Origin of the sequence: Nocardia asteroides (assembly GCF_900637185.1) — a bacterium.
GTDB lineage: Bacteria > Actinomycetota > Actinomycetes > Mycobacteriales > Mycobacteriaceae > Nocardia > Nocardia asteroides.
The window spans coordinates 4,119,600-4,137,414 of sequence record NZ_LR134352.1; the positions used below are offsets into that span (position 1 = coordinate 4,119,600).

Here is a 17,815-nt window from a genome sequence, read left to right on the forward strand (position 1 = left end):
GTCGGTACGGTAGCGATCGAGGTAGTTCCCGCGGTATGTGGGTGAAGAGATGTGAACGGCGATGTCCACCGTCGTCGCCAACGAACGGGAGTGCCCGAGTGAATTCTCGCGAGGAGATCTTGCGCCGCGTCCGGGACGGGCTGCGGGACCTGCCCGACGACGAGCGTCGGGTACCCATGCGCCGGACGTCCGGGCGTCACGCCGCCGTCGATCCGGCCGAGCGCGGCGAGGTTCTGGCCCGGTTCGCCGAACGGTTGCGTGACCACGGCTCCCTCGTCCGCACGGTCGACCTCGCCGAGCTCCCCGCCGCCGTCGCCGACGTGCTCTTCGGTATGAGCGTGCGCACCGTCCACGCCGCCGTCGAGCCCGGCCCGGCCTGGCTCGACCACTGGGCGAGCGCCCCGGGACACGCGGTGGTGCACCGCGGCGCGGACGCCGCCGACACCGGCGAGGCCGTGGTGCACGACGCCGTCGCCGGGGACGCCTCGACCGGCTCGCTCGCCCTCGACGCCGACGGTGGCCCCGAGGTCTCCGAAGCCCTCCCGCAGGTCTGCGTCGTGCGCGCCGATCGCGTCTTCGGCTCGCTCCCCGACGCGCTCGACCGCCTCGACCCTCGCCGTCCGCTGATGTGGCTCGGCGGTCCCGGCGACGCCGGGCTGGCCCGCCAGTTGGTCGTCCTGCTCGTCGAGTAGGTGCTCGACGAGCAGGCTGTCACGTCAGGGCGTGCACGAACGCCGCCACGAACCGGCCTGCCGCGCGTCCTCCCGTCGCCACCACCTCGAACAGAACCTCGATCGTGGTGCCGCCGTCTTCGGCCCGGTCCGTATCCGTCCTGTTGTGACGCTTCGACTTTCGGCGCCGCTTGCTGAACATCCCCATGACTTGTCCGACGAACGGGCGGACGTATCGGTTCCCGTGCGGCGCCGCCGCGATCACAAGTCGGCGTGGTGGGTTGTGTGGGACTGGAAGTCTCAGTTATTCTCGGGGTAACCGGTGTGACGGCGCTAACACTGCCGCCGCCGGACGCGAACCGAGGAGGCACCGATGACGCTGACCGAATCGAGCCGCGGCGAACTCATCAGCGAGGAGTATCGAGAGGCGTTGGCGACCCTGTCCCAGGGATCCGTCGACCGCAACTTCGATCCTTACCTCGACATCGACTGGGATTCGCCCGAGCTCGCCCTTGACCCTGACGACGTGCGGTGGGTCCTCTCACCCGACGTCGACCCGCTGGGCGCCACCCAGTGGTACCGCGACCAGCCGCTGGACCGGCAGATCGCGATCGGCAAATGGCGGATCGCGAACACGATCAAGGTGGGCGCGGCCTTCGAGAGCATCCTGATCCGCGGGATGATGCAGTACATCATGAAGCTGCCCAACGGCTCGCCCGAGTTCCGGTACTGCTTGCACGAGATGACCGAAGAGTGCAACCACATCCAGATGTTCCAGGAACTGGTGAACCGGATCGGCGTCGACGTGCCGGGCATGCGGCCGATGTTCCGCGCGCTCTCCCCGCTGATCGGCGTGGCGGGCGGATACGCGCACGCGATCCTGTTCATCGGCATCCTCGGTGGTGAGGAACCGATCGACCACTACCAGAAGGCCGTCATCCGCGAGGGCGCCTCGATGCCGCCGATGGTGTTGCGCACCATGGAGATCCACATCGCCGAGGAGGCCCGCCACATCTCCTTCGCCGGCGAGTTCCTGGCCGCGCACATCGGCCGGATGGGCAAGTTCAACCGGGGCGCGTGCTCGGTGGCCTTCCCGATCGCGATGCGCTGGCTGGCGGGCGAGATCATGGCGCCACCGCGGTCGTTCGCCCGCGAGTTCGACATTCCGCGCGAAGTGATCGAGCAGGCGTTCTGGAAGTCGGAGCACTCCCGGCGGATCCTGACGGGCTACTTCGGCGACATGCGCAAACTGGCCGACGACCTCGGCCTGATGAACCCGGTCGCCCGCAGGCTCTGGCACGCCCTCGGCGTGGACGGTCCGGCCTCGCGCTATCGCAGCGAACCCGAACGCGGCCTGCGGCGCATCGCCTGAGCGGGGCGGGCGACGGTGTTCAGGCGCTGTCGCCCGCGGCCAGCTGGGCGATGACGTCGACGAGCTGCTGATCCGGATCCAGGGTGAGGCCGTGCCGCCGGGCGACCCCGTCGACCACGTGCCAGGCGTAGGAGGCGACCTCCTCGATCAGCTGTTCCCTGGTGAGGACGGGGTGCGGGTCGGTGGCCCAGCGGGTGACGGTGGCCTCGGTCATCGACACGATGGCGAAGGTCATGGTGTCGGCGGAGCCGTCGTCGGCCACGCCGACCACCCCGGCGAGCCCGGTGACCAGGGCCCGGGTCGATCCGGCGATAGTGGCGATGAGGGCGCTCATGGCATCCACCTCGGAGTCGGCCTCCGACGGTCCGGTACGCAGGAACTCGTGCAGACGCGGATGGTCCTCGATCCAGGTGACCACGCCGCCCACGGTGCGGACCAGGATTTCGTGGATGGACCCGTCCCCGATGTCGAGGGACTCTTCGATGTCGGCGACGAACCGGTCGGCGATCTCGCTCCTGATCCGGCGGTCGAGCTCGTCGCGGCCCGCGAACTGCCGGTACACCACCGATTTCGCGAGTCCGGCGTGCTCGGCGATCTGGATGATCGGCACCTCCACCCCGGCCGGGGTCTGCTCGAGCAGCTCGACCGCCGACAGCACGATCCGTTCCCGGCGGCTGTCGTTGTGCGGTTGCCATCGGGCTTGTCTGCCGCTCACAGGGGTGGCGGGGCGTGACGTTGCGCTCGACACCCGCCCGAGTGTAGAGCACCCCTCCGGTGCCGAACCCGCTACCGAGGGACCGACACGGGATCGGTGCAACTGACCGCCGCGTCGACGAGCGAGCACGGCACCGGCGCGCGGGTGGGCCGATAGTCCGCCGCGACGCCGCCGGCAGCGGTGATCGCCCGGTAGGCGGCTACCGCGTCGGTGGGCGTGCGGGTGAGGCTGGGGTCGGTCAGCACGTCGACCGTGTACAGGCCGAAACGTGGTGTGTAGGAACCCCACTCGTAGTTGTCGGTGAGGCTCCAGTAGTTGTAGCCGATCAGCGGGATCCCGTCGGCGACGGCGCGCTGTAGCCAGTACACGGTGTCGCGCAGCGAATCCGATCGAGCGTAGCCGTCGGCGCGCGGCTGCCCGTTCTCCGTGGGCATGCCGTTCTCGACGATGTAGAGCGGTTTCCCCGGAAAGCGGCGCGCGTAGTGGTCGAGGGCGTAGTAGATGCCCTCGGGCTGCAGCGGCAGGGTCCAGAGGCGTTCGAGGTCGGGCACGGTGAGCTGGGTGGGGGACAGGCCGTAGTAGTAGTCGATGCCGATGTAGTCGAGCCGCCCGGCGATCCGGTCGAGCAGCGGTCCGCTCACCGCGTCGTCGGCGGCCGGAATGTAGGCGACATTGCTGGTGACCATCGCGCCGGGCTGCGCGGTGTGGATGTAGTCGTAGATGCTGTTGTGCGCCTGCGTGATCCGTTCGCCCATCGTGAGCACCTCGGTCGCGTCGATCCCGCCACGGCGCAGTTCGTTGACGAGGTAGAAGGTCGGCTCGTTGAAGGTCACCCAGAGCGGGTCGGCGCCGGCGAAACGGTCGACCACCACCCGCGCGTTGGCGAGCCAGTCGGCCACGATGCCGGGGTTGGCCCAGCCGCCGCGGTCGGCGGCCCAGCCGGGATACACCCAGTGGTCCAGGGTGAGCATGGGCCGCATCCCCGCGTCGGTGATCGCGCGGACCACGTCGTCGTAGAAGGCCAGTCCGTCCGGGTCCCAGACGCCCGGTTGTGGCTGCACGCGAGCCCATTCGATGCCGATGCGATAGACCCGGACGCCGAGGTCGGCGGCCAGGGCGATGTCGGACCGGAACCGCGTGTGGAAGTCCACCGAGTTCAGGTACGGGTCGTGCGTGGCGCCCGAGTCGGCATAGCGGCGCCAGTTGCTGTCCGGCGCGTCGCCTTCCGCCTGGAACCCGGAAGCTGCCACGCCCCAGAGGAATTCGGGCCCGAGCGGCGCGAGCTGCGGTGGCACGGGAGGTCGGGCCAGGGTAGGGGAGGGGCTGGTGGTGAGGAGGGCGACGGCGGCGAGGGCGACCGAAGCGAGGATCCGGCGACCGCTGGGGGAGGACATGCGCGCTCCTGGCGTGGTGAGGCGGGGGAGTAGTCCAGTGTGCGGTATCGGGGCGCGGGGAGTCGGGAATCCAGTCGGCGCGTCCGAGAAGCAGAATAGGATTAATGAGGATACGTAGATATGCGAATCTAACTATGAATCGCACCTTTCCGACCAACCACCCGACTCACCCTCACGAACCCTCTTACGTCCGAATCCACCCATCAGCACAGACGAGGGAGCCCCTCGGCCGGGCCCCGTGTGTCGCCACGGCACTCCGGGGGAGCGAGTGAGTTGCCTCTCAGCCAGGCGTCTCGACTCGGTGCATTCGCTTCACTCGAGCCAGGATTCGAGGATGGCATGGAACCCCTTACCAGCCCTCGCGCGCGAATTCGCGGCACAGCCCTGGGTCATGCACGGCGCCGGCGTCGTCCTGCCTGCCGAACGGCTGCTGCGTCGCCTCAGCGGCGGGCGGTGGGGTGTGCTCGACCTGGCCGGACTGCCGTCGATCGAGGTCACCGTGGTCGGTTGCAAGTCGGGTCAGCCGCGCACGACGTCGCTGCTGTGTGTGCCGGACGGCGACGGCTTCTACCTCGTCGGCTCGAACTGGGGCAAACCCGAACACCCGGCGTGGTCGGCGAATCTGCGGGCCGCACGCACCGCGTCCGTGCGCTACAACAGCAGCTCCGCCTTCCCGGTGACCGTCGCGGAGATCACCGGCGTCGAGCGCAAACGCGTGTGGGACCAGGTCGTCGAGTTCTGGCCGGGCTACGAGATGGAATTCGAGCGCTCCGGTGGTCGCGAGTTCCGGATCTTCCGGCTGGACCGCATCAGCTGAGGGCTGCGGGACCGGTGAGTTCCGGGCGCTCGTGACGTCTATACCGTCATGAGGAGACTGATCTACGGATTCGGCGTGTCTTTGGACGGTTACATCAACGACCGCGACGGCAATATCGACTGGACCGATCCGGACGACGAACTGCACCAGTTCCACAACGACAGGTTCCGTGGGCTGGAGGTCTCGTTGCACGGGCGCCGGATGTACGAGCTGATGGCCGACTATTGGCCGCACGTGCCCGCGGATGCCCCGCCCATCGCGCGCGAGTTCGGCAGGCTCTGGACGGACAAGCCCAAGGTCGTGTTCTCGCGGACGCTCACCGAGGTCGGCTGGAACAGCACGCTCGTCGCGGACAACGCGGTCGAGGAAGTCCGCAGGCTCAAGGCCGAGGGCGACGGCGTGATGGAAGTCGGGGGTGCGAACCTGGCGGCCGCGCTGATGCCGCACGGGCTGATCGACGAGTATCAGCTGTTCGTCTCGCCGCTGATCCTCGGCGGCGGCACCCCCTTCTTCCCGGCACTGGACAAGCGCATTCCGCTGCGCTTGGCCGAGACCCGCCATTTCGACTCCGTCGTGCTGATGCGCTACGTCACCGACTGAGCTGCGGTAGCAGGGGGCTGGAACCCGCCGATCGCCTGCTCGAGGAGTTCGGCCAGGCGCAGCGGGGTGCGGTCCTCGAACATCGGGCCGATGAGCTGCACGCCCACCGGCAGGCCATCGGCGCAGCGGCCGGCGGGTATGGCGGTGGCGGGCAGGCCGGGCATGGTGGCCAGCCCGGCCCAGGCGAGCTGGTCGAAGTACGGGTACTCGGTGCCGTCGATGTCGATGCGCCGGGCCAGCGGATCGGGGTTGTGGTCGTGCGGGAACGCGGGTGTCGGCGTGATCGGGCACAGCACGGCGTCGAACTCGGTGAACAGCTGGCGCCAGCGGTGCCGATGCAGTTCGCGCCGGGTGTGCAGCGGCAGCCAGTCGCGGTGGGTGAACACCATGGCGCGCAGGCGGGCGGCATCCAGGCTCTGGTCGTCGGCGGTGAGTTCGGCGGCGCGGCTGCGCAGCTTCTCGTATTCGGCGACGGGGAAGTAGGCGACGGAGCCGGAGAACAGCAACTGCAGGTAGAGGGTCGCGGCTTCGGTCAGATCGGGGAGCAGCGGACTGTGCCGCTCCACGCGGGCGCCGGCGGCGGTGAGCGCGTCGGCCACGCGGTTCACTCCCGCGCGGACCGCGGTCCCGGTGGGAATGAGGGGGTGCTCGTCGAGGACCAGGACCCGGAAGTCGCCGAGCCTTTCGTGGCGGGCGGGCGGCAGGGCCAAGTCGTAGGCCACGCCGTGGGTGAGGGGGTCCGGTCCGGCCATGACGTCGAGCAGGAGCGTGAGGTCGCGGGCGGTGCGGGCCATCGGGCCGACGACAGCGAGGTCGAGGTCGACCGGCAAGGCGGGTGTGGTCGGCGGGACCATGCCCCGGGTAGCGGCCAGCCCGACTGTTGGCTTGTGCGCGTAGATCCCGCAGAAGTGCGCGGGCGTGCGCAACGAGCCCGCCATGTCGGAGCCGATGGACAGCGCGCCGAAGCCGGAGGCCAGGGCCGCCGCGGATCCGCCGGAGGACCCGCCCGATGTGCGGGTGTGGTCCCACGGATTGTTGGTGGTGCCGTAGATCGCGTTGAAGGTCTGGATATCTTGCAGCCCGAGTGGCACATTCGTCTTGCCGAGGACGACGGCACCCGCGGCCTCGAGCCGTGTCACCTGGACCGCGTCCTCGTCGGGGACAAAATTCCGGTGCGACGGCATGCCCCAGGTCGTGGGCAGCCCGGCGATGTCGTACGACTCTTTGACCGTCGCCGGTATGCCGAGCAGCGGCCGGTCCTCCCCGCGAGCGCGCGCTCGGTCGGCACGAACGGCAGCCGCCCGCGCACGGTCGAAGGTCGGTACGCAGATCGCGTTGATCGCCGTGTCGTCGCGTTCGATTCGGGCGATGGCTTCGTCGGTGAGCTCTACCGAGGTGACCTCACCGGCGCGCAGTGCGGCGTTGAGTTCTTCGGCCGATCGCAAGTTCCATTCCATGAATCGGACGGTAGAGACCTGCCCGAGCAGCCATAAAACATCGGCTCGCGCAATCGAAGAGGCGCAATCGATGCTCCCCGGCGGCAGGTCGGCGATCGTGTGGTGTCCCGGCCCAGGTCGTGGCGTCGGCAGCGGCGGCTCGATCGGAACAGGCCACGAAACGGCCTTCCGGACAACAGGAGAGATGTCACAGCGGCAGCCGCGTGGCGAGGCCCGGAATGCCCGGGTGCGCTCTTAGAGACCGAGTTTGGTGACGGCGTTGTCCTCGAGTGGGTTCGCGGTCCGGATGTAGCCGTGCACGGTGCGCGGGTTGGCCCAGCGGCCCTGGCGCATGATCTCGCGGTCGCTCGCGCCGCCCAGCGCGGCCTGGGTGGCGAAACCGGCGCGCAGGGAGTGCCCGGAGAACAGGTCGGGGTCCAGTCCCGCGCGAGCGGCATAGCGTTTGACGAGTTCGGCCACGGCCCGGCCGGACAGTGCCGCCGAGCCGATGCCGCCGTGCCGGTTGACGGTCGGGAACAGTGGTCGTTCGGTGTCCGTCGACAGGGGGGTGCCGGTGAAGCCGTGGCAACGGTGGATCGTGGGGTCCGGCGCGGGGTGTTCGGTCGTCCACGATCGGGTGCCTTGATCGCCGGTCGCGGCGTGGACTTCCATGAGCCGGATCCAGTCGGCGAACGCGCAGATCGGGCAGGTGCGTGGGTGTGTGCCGCGCGGCAGGGCGACGCGCTGTTCGGCGGCGCCGGTGGGGTCGGTCTTGGTGGTCGGCAGGTGCACGACGAGCAGCGGTTCGCCGGTGGTGTGGTCGGTGCGGACGTGCACGTCGCTGACCCGCAGTCCGGCGAGTTCGCTGCGGCGCAGGGCGCCGGCGAAGCCGACCAGCAGGGCGAGGGCGTCGCGGCGGCGCGCGGGTTCGGTGGGCCAGCCGGGCTCGGGGAGTTCGGCGAGGAGCTGGTCGAGGGTGTGCAGCAGGACGGGCCGTTTGCGGGTCGGTGGGGTGCGGCGGGTGCGCCGGATGCCGCGCAGGGTCAGCCGGACGACGTCGGAGCGGGTGGGTGAGGGCAGTCCGTTCGCGGCGTGGACGGCGGCGATGGCGGCGGATTTGCGGTCGAGGGTGGCCGGGCTGAACGCCCAGGTGCCGTTGTCGCGCCGGGCGTCGGCGGCCGCGGCGAGGTAGACGGCGACGTCGAGGGGGTCGGCGGGCAGGGCCTGGCGGTGTTCGGCCGCGCACCAGCCGGCCCAGGCGATCCAGTCGGTGCGGTAGGCGCGCAGGGTGTTCGCGGATTGGGAGGCTTCGAGGTAGCGACGCAGGGCGTCGGCTTGGTCGTCGTCGAAGCGTTCGCGGACCAGTCGCAGTGCGGCGGTGTCGACGAGGACGCTGCGGACGCCGCGGCGGAGTTCGGTGCGGACCTGTTCGGGCAGCACGACCGCTGCGTCGGTGCCGCTCACGTCGCCGCTCCTCGTTCGAATCGGTGTGCCGCCGATGACTGTCGGCGTCCGAGCCTAGTCATCGGCGGGTGGTTACGGCAGTTCCGCGAGTTCGGCGAGTTTGGTGTGGATGAAGGCGGCGAGGCGGTGTTTGGCCGCGGTGGTGAGGAAGCTGGTGTCACCTAGTCGCGGGAAATGGTCGTCGACCTGATCCGACGGGGCGGCGGGTTCGCCGACGAGTTCGAGACGTGCCGGATGTTGCTGGGGGAGAGGAACATTCGGCACGTCCGGGTCGGTCTGTGCTGCTCCGTGGCGTACCATGTCTGAACCCTAACGTTTTGATTACGGACGGTGCCAACACGGCGGCCCTCGGAGTGATAACCGCCACGTTTTCTGATTTTCGCACCTGATGACCGGCGGCGTCGGCATTCAGGACGCGCAGGCGGTGGTGTCCTCGGCGAGCTCGGCATCGCGGACATAGCCCGCTACCGGACTCAGCCGCAGGACCAGCGGCATCCGCCGGGTCAAGGCGGGCGCCCCGGTGAACCGGAGCCGGCCGGTGCGCTGGGCGTGGCTCAGCGGCATCCGGCCCAGCCACACCTCGTAGAGCGCGGCGACGTCGGCGCCGATGGTGACGTCCACGGGGTAGCCGGGATCGGTTTCGCACACCGACGGCGTGCCGCCCTCGACCACGATCCAGTAGCGCCGCACATCGTCGGTGAACCGGACGTGCAGGACGTGGCGCCTGCCCGGGAAGCCGGAGGTGTCGACGCGGGTGTGCATCCACCAGACGAGCAGGGCCGCGTCGAGTTCGTCCTCACGGGGTTCGCCGAAGGTCCAGCGCGCTCCCCACTCGCCCAGGCCGAACAGGATCGGTTCGAGCTGGGCGCCCGCTTCGGTGAGCAGGTGGTCGGTGCCGAGTTTCTCGATGAGTCCCGCGCGCTCGAACTGGCGCAGGCGCTTGGCGAGCAGGCTGCGCGACAGACCCGGCAATCCGCGGGCGAGGTCGTTGAAGCGGGTGGTGCCGACGAACAGGTCGCGCAGGATGAGCAGCGACCACCGTTCGCCGAGCACGTCGAGAGCGCGCGAAATGGGGCAGTACTGCCCGTAGCCTGCTGCTGCTGTGTTGGTCATGGTCACCTCGCCGACGGGGTCCATTTTCTGAACCGGGGGAGTCCACTTTCTGGACTATCTGGTTATCGCGGCGGTTCCTACCTTCGAAACATGACTTCCACAGTTTCCGACACCACGTCCCGCACCGACCGCGTCGCTCTGGCCCGCCTGCTCGGTGAATCCCTGCGTTCGGAGGTCCCTGAGCGGGACCGCACCGGCGAGATCTCCGTCGCCGCGTTCGACCGGTTGCGTGCCGACGGTCTGTCGGCCGCGCTGGTGCCGGTCGAGTTCGGTGGCGGTGGTGCCACCCATCAGGAGATGGGGGAGATCCTGCGGGAGCTCGGCAGGCACGATCCGTCGACCGCGGTGGCCTTCGCCATGCATTCCCATCTGGTGGCCGCGCAGGTGTGGCGGCACAAGCACGGCATCGATGCCTCCGGAGTGTTCGCGAAGGTCGCGGCGGGGGCGATTCTGGTGAGCACCGGTGCGTCGGACTGGGTGGATTCCAACGGCACGGCTGTCCGGGTGGACGGCGGGTACCGGGTGAGCGCCAGGAAGGCGCCCGCCAGCGGGTGCGAGGTGGGCGACGTGCTGGTCACCAGCGTGCGCTACGCCGGTGCCGACGGCGAGGGCCCGCAGGTGCTGCACTGTGCCGTGCCGATGAGCGCGGCGGGGGTGAGTATCGACAAGACCTGGGATTCGCTGGGGTTGCGGGCGAGTGGTTCGCACACCGTGGTGCTCGAGGACGTGTTCGTCCCGGACGCGGCGATCTCGCTGATCCGGCCCGCCGGGGTGTGGCCGCCGCTGCTGAATGTGGTGATGGGGGCGGCGCTGCCGCTGGTGCTGGCCGCCTATCTGGGTGTCGCCGATGCCGCCGTCGAGTTGACCGCGACACTGCTGGCGGGCCGCTCCGAGGCGCACACCCTGCAGTCGGCGGGCGAGATGCTCAACGCGTACACCACCGCCTCGGATCTGATCACCGCGATGTTCACCGATTCCGCCGACCTCACCTTCCCCAACACCGACGCCTACGCCTCGCGGATCCTGAGCCGCAAGACCGTCGCCGCCGACGCGCTCATCACCACGGTCCGCCTGGCGATCGAAACCACCGGCGGCGCCGGCTACTCGCGCGCCTGCGATCTGGAACGTCTCTGCCGCGACATCCACGGCTGCCAGTTCCATCCCCTGCCGCGGGCCAAGCAGACCCGCTTCAGCGGCCGGGTCCTGCTGGGCCACACCCCGATCGGCTGAGCGCGGTGTGGTGGCCGTCCGGCGCCACGCTCGGTGGCGCCGGACGTGGTCGTCAGATCTCGGCCAGTTGATGGTCGGTGACGTGGCGGGCCAGGTAGCGCAGGTGATCGCCGGAGTCGCCGAGGGTGTGTTCGATGGCGGTGAGGCGAGCGGTGTAATGGCCGACGGGATATTCGGCGGTCATGCCGATGCCGCCGTGCAGCTGGATCGCCTCCTGGCCGATGTGCCTGCCGGAGCGGCCGATGCGCAGTTTGGCGCGGGCCGCGACCATCGGGTCGGCGATGCCGTCGGCCAGCGACATCGAGGCGTACAGGCTCATGCTGCGGGCCAGTTCTAGTGCGACGTACATGTCGGCGGCGCGGTGGGTGAGGGTCTGGAAGCTGCGCAGCGGCACCCCGAATTGTTTACGGGTGGTGAGGTATTCGGTGGTCAGGCGCAGTGCTTCGGCCATGGCGCCGACGGCTTCGGCCCCGAGGGCGGCCTGGGTGGTGACGATGATGTCGTCGATCAGGTCGGACGCGTCGACCGGGGCGCCCAGGGGTTGCGCGGGAGCGTCCTCGAAGGTGAGGTCGGCGCCGCGCCTGCCGTCGTGGGTACGGAAGGCGGCGACGGTGACGCCGGGGTCGGCGGGGTCGACGAGGAACAGGCCGGTGCCGCCGTCGGGCAGTGCCGCGCTGACGATGAACTGGTCGGCGCGATCACCCGCGGAGACAGGGTGTTTGCGGCCGGTCACCCGCCAGTTGTCCCCGTGTCGGCTCGCTCGGGTCGTGACCTGTGCCGACGGCGGCCGCATGCCCGGCTCGACATGGGCGAACACCGGCCTGTGCGCGCCGGCGGCGATCTCGGGCAGCAGCTGCTTGCGCTGGACCGGTGATCCTGCCGCGGCGATGAGGGCGCCCGGGATCAGCGCGCAGTCGAGGACCGGTTCGGGTGCGAGCGCGCGTCCGAGTTCTTCGAGGACCAGCATCGTTTCGATCGGGCCCGCGTCCAGTCCGCCGTCGTCGGCGGGGATGGTGAGCCCGAGCAGCCCGATCTCGGCGAAGGTGGACCACACCTGGGGATCCCAGCCGAGGTCGGTGGCCAGGACCGCGGCGCGGCGTTCGTGGGTGTAGTGGCGGGTGAGGACGCTACGGACGGTGTCGCGGAGCATGTCCTGTTCGGTGCTGAGTTCGAAATCCATGGCGTTGCCTCACAGTCCGAGGATCGTCGAGGCGATGATGCCGCGCTGCACCTCGTTGGATCCTCCGTAGATCGATGTCTTGCGGTAGTTCAGGTAGGTGGCGGTGCTGCGGCGGGCCCAGTCGGGGGTGTCGCTCTCGCGGGCGAGCGAGTCGGGTCCCGCGATGTCGACGAGCAGTTCGGTGACGGCTTGCTGCAGCTCGGTGCCGCGCAGTTTGAGAATCGAGGACACCGGGTTCGGTGCGCCGTCGGCCGATCCCGCCACGACGCGTCGTTGTACGAGGTCGAGGGCGATGAGTTCGTTCTCGAGTTCGGCGATGCGGGCGGCGAACATCGGGTCGTCGAGCAGGGTGCCCGAGTCGAGCCGGGTCTGCTTGGCGTGTTCCTTGGCCAGCCACAGCCGCACTTTGGTCTGGCCGACCGCGGCGATGCCGGTGCGTTCGTTGCCGAGCAGGAATTTGGCGTAGGTCCAGCCCTGGTTCTCCTGGCCGACGAGCTGGTCGGCGGGGACCCGGACGTCTTCGAGGAACACTTCGTTGACCTCGTGACCGCCGTCGATCAGCTCGATCGGGCGCACGGTGACGCCGGGGGTGTCGAGGGGGAACAGCAGCAGGGAGATGCCCGCCTGCTTCTTGGGTGCGTCCGGGTCGGTGCGGGCGAGGCAGAACATCCAGTCGGCGCTCTGGGCGGCGGTGGTCCAGGTCTTCTGGCCGTTGATCACGTAGTGGTCGCCGTCGCGGACGGCGACGGTGCGCAGGGAGGCGAGGTCGGAGCCGGCGTCGGGTTCGGAGAAGCCCTGGCACCACCAGATGTCGAGGTTCGCGGTCGCGGGCAGGAAGCGCTGTTTCATCTCCGGCGTGCCGAAGTGGGCGATGACGGGGCCGATCATGTTGGTGTTGAAGGTGAGCGGTTCCGGGACCGAGGCGAGTTGCATCTCGTCGTGCCAGAGGTGGCGCTGGACGGGGGTCCAGTCGCGTCCGCCCCATTCGACCGGCCAGTGCGGTACCGCCAGCCCGTGCGCGTTGAGGATGCGCTGGGTGGTGACGATGTCGTCCTTGCCGAGTTCGGCCATGTGCCGGGCGCGGTTGCGGATGTCGGCGGGGATCTCGTGCCGGAAGAAGGCGCGGAGCTCGTCGCGGAAGGCGAGCTCGTCCTCGGTGAGTGCCAATTGCATGGTCGAGAATGTTACACAGAGATCGATATGTTTCAAATGGTGCGGGAGCCCTATGCTGTCCGATGTGACGCGAGCCGAGGGGACCAGAGCGCCGGGACGACCGGCGGCGGCCAGCCGTGACGATGTGCTGCGCGCCGCGGTCGAGGTGTTCCTGGCAGGCAAGCGCGTCGACGTCAACGCCATCGCCGCCCAGCTCGGCCTGGGCCGCACGAGCATCTACCGCTGGTTCGGTTCCCGGGACGGCCTGCTCGGCGCGGCGATCGCCCGCCAGCTCGAGCGCATGGTCGTCCACGCCGAACGGGCGAGCACCGCGACCGGCGGCCGCCGCCTGAACGAGGTTCTCGATCGCTGCATCCACTGGCTGGTCGAGGACGACTCGCTGCGTACCTATTTCGACAACGAATCCACCGGTGCCCTGCGCCTGATCACCCGCAGTGACGGCCCCGTCCATCAGGCGGCGGTCGCGGTCGTCGCCGCCCTGATCGAACGTGCCGAAGCCGAGGGCTACGATCCTCCGATCGCCCGCGACACCCTGGCCTACGCCCTGGTCCGCCTCTGGGAAGCGTTCCTCTACAACGACGCCGTCGCCGGTTTCCGTGGTGACGTCGACCGCCTCCGCGAAGTCCAGACCGCGCTGCTCCGCGCCTGAAAGCCCGCACCTGGACCTGCCGTAGCGCCGGATGCCGCACTCCGGACCGACCCGCCCGGGGGCCGAAGTCGGGTCGATGGTCATGGCGCGGCAGGCCTTTCGACCCTTAGCGCGGCCGCGCCTGAGTGGTGCTATTGGCCGGAGCGTTGTGCGGACCGAGAGCGGAGGGCAGGTGCGGAGCAGGTGAGTACTGCCGAACTACGATGGGCCGGAACGGAAATCGCGGTGGTGACCAGCGGCGTGGTGGACGCCGGTGAGGTCGCGCGGACCGCGCGGGCGGTCGGGTCGGTGCTGGGGCGCGGCCGCGCCGGGGAGCCGGTGCGGATCCGGTTGTCGAACCTCGCGGATTCGGGTGTGCTGCTCGCGCAGGTGAATGTCCGCGGGCAGCGCGGTTCGGTCCGGGTCCAGGTGCCGGGGCCGGTGGGTTTCGTCGCGGCGATGGTGTCGGAACGACTGGAACGCCAGCTCGCGCGGATGATGTCGGCGGCGGCCGCGGCACGGGTGTGGCCTGATCCGGCGCGGCCGCCACTGGCCGAGGTGACCGAGCAGCGGCCGATCGCGCGCCGCAAGCTCTGTGCCGTGCGCCGTGCCGACCCGGCGACGGCCGCCCGCATGATGGACGCGCGCGACTACGACGCGCACCTGTTCGTCGACACCGAGACCGGCGAGGACGCGGTCGTGTACTGGGCGGGGCCACTGGGCGTCCGGCTGACCCGCCAGTCCGACATCCGGCCCGCCACCGGCTTGGCCTGCACGATGAATCCCCACCCCGCGCCGCGGCTGACCGCGGCGGAAGCCGCTGACCGCCTGTGCCGTTTCGGGCTGCCGCACCTGTTCTTCACTGATCCGGCCACCACCCGCGGTGCCTTGCTGTACCGGCGCTACGACGGTGACCTGGCCCTGGTGCAACCGGTGGCCGGACGATGATCGACCCTGGCGAGGACGGCCGCGATGTCGTCGAGCTCGAGCGTGCCGAAGCGCTGCGGCTGGTGGCCGGTGCGCCGTTCGGGCGGGTGGTGTTCACCCGCGACGCGCTGCCGGCGATTCGCCCGGTCAACCATCTCGTCGACGGCGAGGCGATCATCGTCCGGACCCGGGTCACGTCCCGGCTGACCTCGGCGGTGCACGGCAACGCGCCGGTGGTGGTGGCCTACGCGGTCGACGACATCGACCCGGTCCGGCGCACCGGCTGGTCGGTCATGGTCACCGGATTCGCGCGCACCGTCACCGATCCCGACCGGGTGGCCCGCTACGAACGGTTGCTGCGCCCGTGGGTCGGCCGGGTGATGGACACCGTGCTCGCGATCGAACCCGAGATCGTCGCAGGAATTCGACTGCTCGAACAGAAAGGCAGGCACGACCGTTGACCCGTGACCTCACCCAACGCGAACTCCTCACCGAGCTGGAACCGGTGGCCGAGGACTGCGTGCACCGCCACCTGGCGATGACCAAGGACTGGCATCCCCACGACTACGTGCCGTGGGAGGAGGGCCGCAACTTCGCCGCGCTGGGCGGATCCGACTGGGCGCCGGAACAGTCCGGTCTCAGCGAGGTCGCCAAGGCGGCGATGATCACCAACCTGCTCACCGAGGACAACCTGCCCTCCTACCACCGTGAGATCGCCGAGAACTTCTCCCGCGACGGCGCGTGGGGTACCTGGGTGGGCCGGTGGACCGCCGAGGAGATGCGGCACAGCACGGTGATCCGCGACTATCTGGTGGTGACCCGCGGTGTCGACCCGGTCGCGCTGGAACAGGCCAGGATGGTCCACATGACCAGCGGATTCGCCTCGGGTGCCGCCCGATCCGACATCGACAGCGGAGCCGGGTTCCTGCATTCGGTGGCGTATGTGAGTTTCCAGGAACTGGCCACCCGCGTCACCCATCGCAACACCGGCCGGGTGTGCGCCGACGAGGTCGCCGACAAGATGTTGCAGCGCATCGCCGCCGACGAGAACCTGCACATGATCTTCTACCGCACCGTGTGCGGCGCCGCACTGGACCTGGTGCCCGACCAGGCGGTCGCGGCGATCGCCGGCATCGTGGAGAACTTCCGGATGCCCGGCGCGGGCATGCCGAACTTCCGCCGCCACGGGGTGCTGATGGCCAAGCACGGCGTCTACGATCTGCGCCAGCATCTCGACGAGGTCTTGCAGCCGGTGCTGCGGCAGTGGAACATCTTCGGCCGCACCGATTTCGGGCCGCGCGGTGAGCAGGTCAGGGATCGGCTGGCGGCGTTCCTGGACACCATGGCGACCGTGCAGGTTCCCCGGTTCGAGGAGCAGCGCGACCGTGCGCTGGCCCGGGAACGCGCCCGCGCGTGAGTGTCAGTCGCGGCCCGCGAGGACGAGGGGGATCTCGGTCGCGTGCAGCACGGTGCGGCTGACCGAGCCGAAGCCGTCGCGGGTGCCGCGCCGGTGGCTGCCGAGCACGAGCAGTTGGGCTCGCGCCGATTCGCGCAGCAACCGGCGCGCCGGTTCCTCGTCGGTGACGATCCGGGTGATCGGCACCCCGGGGTACTTCTGGCCGTACCCGACGAGGCGGTCGGCCAGGAGGCGGTGGGTGCGCTCGGTCATCTCGGAATGGCGCAGCCCCGGTTCGGTCGTGGTCCAGGCCCGCACCGCGACCAACCCGACCCCGCGCAGCGACGCTTCCTCGATCGCGAAGTCCAGGGCCCGGTCGCTGCCGGGGGAGCCGTCGAGCCCGACGAGCACCGGTAGCCGCGCGGCCGCCTGCGTCATCGGTCCGGGTATCACCGCGAGCGGGCAGGCCAGCCGCCGGGCGAGCGCGCTGCTCACCGATCCGAGCAGGGCACGTTCGAACGCGCCGTGACCGCGCGTCCCGACGACCAGGAGCTGCGCGGTGGCGGCGCGGCGGCGCAGGGCGGGGATCGGCGCCGGATCGACCACGGATGTCACGATGTCGAGTCCCTGCGCGGCGGCGATCGCCCGCGCCTGGCCCAGCGCGTCCTCGCCTTCGGCCCGGAAACGGTCGGTGGCCAGCGACACGGTGGCGGCGGACCCCAGTTCCCATCCGGTGCTCATCGCGTACACCGCATGAAGCGGCGCGTTCCGTAGCGTCGCCGCCTCGGCCGCCCAGTGCACCGCGGCCAGCGCGCGGTCGGAGCCGTCGACACCGACGACGACGGGGCGGGTGTTCGCTGCTGACATCGGGTGGTGCCTCACTGCTCGGCCTGAGTGGTTACGCGCAGCCGATTCTCGTCGGTGCGGCTCCGCCGAAAGAGGGCCGAAGTGCCCTGCTCGCGAGGACTTCGGTGGATTGACCGGTAATGCTCAGCCCGGCTCTGGGCGGTAGGCGGCGAGGAAGACCTCCACTCCGGCGTCGGCGTAGTGATCGAGTTCGGCGTCGCTGAAACGGGTCTCGTCACCGCAGAACATCACCTTGTTGACCGGGACCGACACCACCAGCCAGGTGAAATGGTTCGCCGCCAGCTCCGGTTCGGCGGTGCGCAGCAAGCCACGTTCGGTGAGTTGCGCGAAGCAGGCCGCGAGCATGGCGTGAACGCGTTCGGGTCCGGCTTCGAAGTAGGCGCGACCCAGCTGGGGGAACCGGCCCGCTTCGGCGATGACCAGGCGCCGCACCCGCAGCTGGGCGGGCCGGGTCAGCAGGTGGACGAACCGGTTGGCGACCACCCGGAGTGTCTTCTCCACATCGTCGGTCGAGGCCAGCTCGCCGATGGCTTCCCGGAAGACCTGGTCGATGCCGCCGAGGCGGTCGAACACGATCTCCTCGAACAGCTTGTCCTTGCTACCGAAACGTTTATAGATCGTCTGCTTCGACGAGCCCGCGACCTTCGCGATCTCATCAGTCTTGGCCCCCAGGTAACCGTCGCGCAGAAAGACCTCCATGGCGGCCTCCATGATCCGGCGGCGCGCCTGCTCGGCGGCACTGCCCTCCACGAGATCAGGTGCAGGGTCGGTGCGGGGCATCGGGCCTCCTGGATGTCGGTTTCGCGGATCGGTTGACACCCTTCAGAGTGTA

Annotated in this window: 20 protein-coding genes; 9 read left to right on the top strand and 11 right to left on the bottom strand. The window is 69.7% G+C overall.

The features are described from left to right. Nucleotides 1-98 precede the first annotated feature (98 nt). Nucleotides 99-692 (top strand): hypothetical protein, encoded by a 594-nt coding sequence (locus tag EL493_RS19295; RefSeq protein WP_019046955.1) that lies wholly within the window; start codon nt 99-101, stop codon nt 690-692. A gap of 19 nt (nt 693-711) precedes the next feature. Here EL493_RS19295 and EL493_RS32430 read toward each other — a convergent pair whose 3' ends face one another. Continuing rightward, nucleotides 712-879, bottom strand: coding sequence for a hypothetical protein (locus EL493_RS32430; protein WP_019046956.1), 168 nt, complete (start codon nt 877-879; stop codon nt 712-714). A 165-nt stretch (nt 880-1,044) separates the two neighbouring features. On the opposite strand from EL493_RS32430, the gene EL493_RS19300 reads away from it, so the two are divergent. After that, nucleotides 1,045-2,043: an AurF N-oxygenase family protein gene (locus tag EL493_RS19300; protein ID WP_019046957.1), complete on the top strand. Its 999-nt coding sequence runs from the start codon at nt 1,045-1,047 to the stop codon at nt 2,041-2,043. 19 nt (nt 2,044-2,062) lie between these two features. Here the strand turns inward: EL493_RS19300 and EL493_RS19305 are convergent, their stop codons facing one another. Next, nucleotides 2,063-2,791, bottom strand: coding sequence for a TetR/AcrR family transcriptional regulator (locus EL493_RS19305; RefSeq protein WP_030202093.1), 729 nt, complete (start codon nt 2,789-2,791; stop codon nt 2,063-2,065). Nucleotides 2,792-2,829: 38 nt separating this feature from the next. Then, entirely contained in the window at nt 2,830-4,152 is a 1,323-nt protein-coding gene (locus tag EL493_RS19310; RefSeq protein WP_022566922.1) for a family 1 glycosylhydrolase, read from the bottom strand. A gap of 334 nt (nt 4,153-4,486) precedes the next feature. Between EL493_RS19310 and EL493_RS19315 the strand changes: the two genes are divergently transcribed. Continuing rightward, on the top strand, nt 4,487-4,969 hold the full coding sequence (locus EL493_RS19315) for a nitroreductase family deazaflavin-dependent oxidoreductase (protein WP_022566921.1): 483 nt from the start codon (nt 4,487-4,489) through the stop codon (nt 4,967-4,969). Between the two features lie 48 nt (nt 4,970-5,017). Further along, complete coding sequence (locus EL493_RS19320) at nt 5,018-5,569, top strand: dihydrofolate reductase family protein (protein WP_019046961.1); 552 nt, start codon at nt 5,018-5,020, stop codon at nt 5,567-5,569. On the opposite strand, the gene EL493_RS19325 is transcribed toward EL493_RS19320, so the two are convergent. From EL493_RS19325 to EL493_RS19340, 4 genes are all read right to left on the bottom strand, one after another. Continuing rightward, entirely contained in the window at nt 5,554-7,026 is a 1,473-nt protein-coding gene (locus tag EL493_RS19325) for an amidase (protein ID WP_019046962.1), read from the bottom strand. The genes EL493_RS19320 and EL493_RS19325 overlap by 16 nt on opposite strands. A gap of 234 nt (nt 7,027-7,260) precedes the next feature. Then, nucleotides 7,261-8,469, bottom strand: a complete 1,209-nt coding sequence (locus EL493_RS19330; protein WP_019046963.1) for a site-specific integrase — start codon at nt 8,467-8,469, stop codon at nt 7,261-7,263. Nucleotides 8,470-8,541: 72 nt separating this feature from the next. Continuing rightward, nucleotides 8,542-8,733: a hypothetical protein gene (locus EL493_RS19335; RefSeq protein ID WP_019046964.1), complete on the bottom strand. Its 192-nt coding sequence runs from the start codon at nt 8,731-8,733 to the stop codon at nt 8,542-8,544. 144 nt (nt 8,734-8,877) lie between these two features. Next, nucleotides 8,878-9,582 (bottom strand): winged helix-turn-helix transcriptional regulator, encoded by a 705-nt coding sequence (locus EL493_RS19340; protein WP_030202098.1) that lies wholly within the window; start codon nt 9,580-9,582, stop codon nt 8,878-8,880. Nucleotides 9,583-9,672: 90 nt separating this feature from the next. Here EL493_RS19340 and EL493_RS19345 point away from each other — a divergent pair, with 90 nt between their 5' ends. Further along, nucleotides 9,673-10,812 carry an acyl-CoA dehydrogenase family protein gene (locus EL493_RS19345; protein ID WP_019046966.1) on the top strand — a complete coding sequence of 380 codons (1,140 nt, stop codon included), beginning with the start codon at nt 9,673-9,675 and terminating at the stop codon, nt 10,810-10,812. 52 nt (nt 10,813-10,864) lie between these two features. Here EL493_RS19345 and EL493_RS19350 read toward each other — a convergent pair whose 3' ends face one another. Both EL493_RS19350 and EL493_RS19355 read right to left on the bottom strand, forming a co-directional pair. Next, nucleotides 10,865-11,992: an acyl-CoA dehydrogenase family protein gene (locus tag EL493_RS19350; RefSeq protein ID WP_019046967.1), complete on the bottom strand. Its 1,128-nt coding sequence runs from the start codon at nt 11,990-11,992 to the stop codon at nt 10,865-10,867. A gap of 9 nt (nt 11,993-12,001) precedes the next feature. Beyond that, nucleotides 12,002-13,165: an acyl-CoA dehydrogenase family protein gene (locus tag EL493_RS19355; protein WP_019046968.1), complete on the bottom strand. Its 1,164-nt coding sequence runs from the start codon at nt 13,163-13,165 to the stop codon at nt 12,002-12,004. 64 nt (nt 13,166-13,229) lie between these two features. Here EL493_RS19355 and EL493_RS19360 point away from each other — a divergent pair, with 64 nt between their 5' ends. From EL493_RS19360 to EL493_RS19375, 4 genes are all read left to right on the top strand, one after another. Next, nucleotides 13,230-13,814 carry a QsdR family transcriptional regulator gene (locus tag EL493_RS19360; protein ID WP_198040964.1) on the top strand — a complete coding sequence of 195 codons (585 nt, stop codon included), beginning with the start codon at nt 13,230-13,232 and terminating at the stop codon, nt 13,812-13,814. Between the two features lie 183 nt (nt 13,815-13,997). Beyond that, complete coding sequence (locus tag EL493_RS19365) at nt 13,998-14,741, top strand: sigma 54 modulation/S30EA ribosomal C-terminal domain-containing protein (RefSeq protein ID WP_030202101.1); 744 nt, start codon at nt 13,998-14,000, stop codon at nt 14,739-14,741. Beyond that, nucleotides 14,741-15,181, top strand: a complete 441-nt coding sequence (locus EL493_RS19370; RefSeq protein WP_378882894.1) for a pyridoxamine 5'-phosphate oxidase family protein — start codon at nt 14,741-14,743, stop codon at nt 15,179-15,181. The genes EL493_RS19365 and EL493_RS19370 overlap by 1 nt, the downstream gene beginning before the upstream one ends. Beyond that, entirely contained in the window at nt 15,178-16,137 is a 960-nt protein-coding gene (locus tag EL493_RS19375; protein WP_019046972.1) for an acyl-ACP desaturase, read from the top strand. The genes EL493_RS19370 and EL493_RS19375 overlap by 4 nt, the downstream gene beginning before the upstream one ends. Before the next feature lie 3 nt (nt 16,138-16,140). Here EL493_RS19375 and EL493_RS19380 read toward each other — a convergent pair whose 3' ends face one another. Together EL493_RS19380 and EL493_RS19385 are read right to left on the bottom strand one after the other, a co-directional pair. Continuing rightward, the gene (locus tag EL493_RS19380; protein ID WP_019046973.1) at nt 16,141-16,983 is read right to left on the bottom strand and encodes a universal stress protein; all 843 of its coding nucleotides are present in this window, start codon (nt 16,981-16,983) and stop codon (nt 16,141-16,143) included. Nucleotides 16,984-17,106: 123 nt separating this feature from the next. Continuing rightward, nucleotides 17,107-17,763: a TetR/AcrR family transcriptional regulator gene (locus EL493_RS19385; protein WP_022566917.1), complete on the bottom strand. Its 657-nt coding sequence runs from the start codon at nt 17,761-17,763 to the stop codon at nt 17,107-17,109. Nucleotides 17,764-17,815 lie beyond the last annotated feature (52 nt).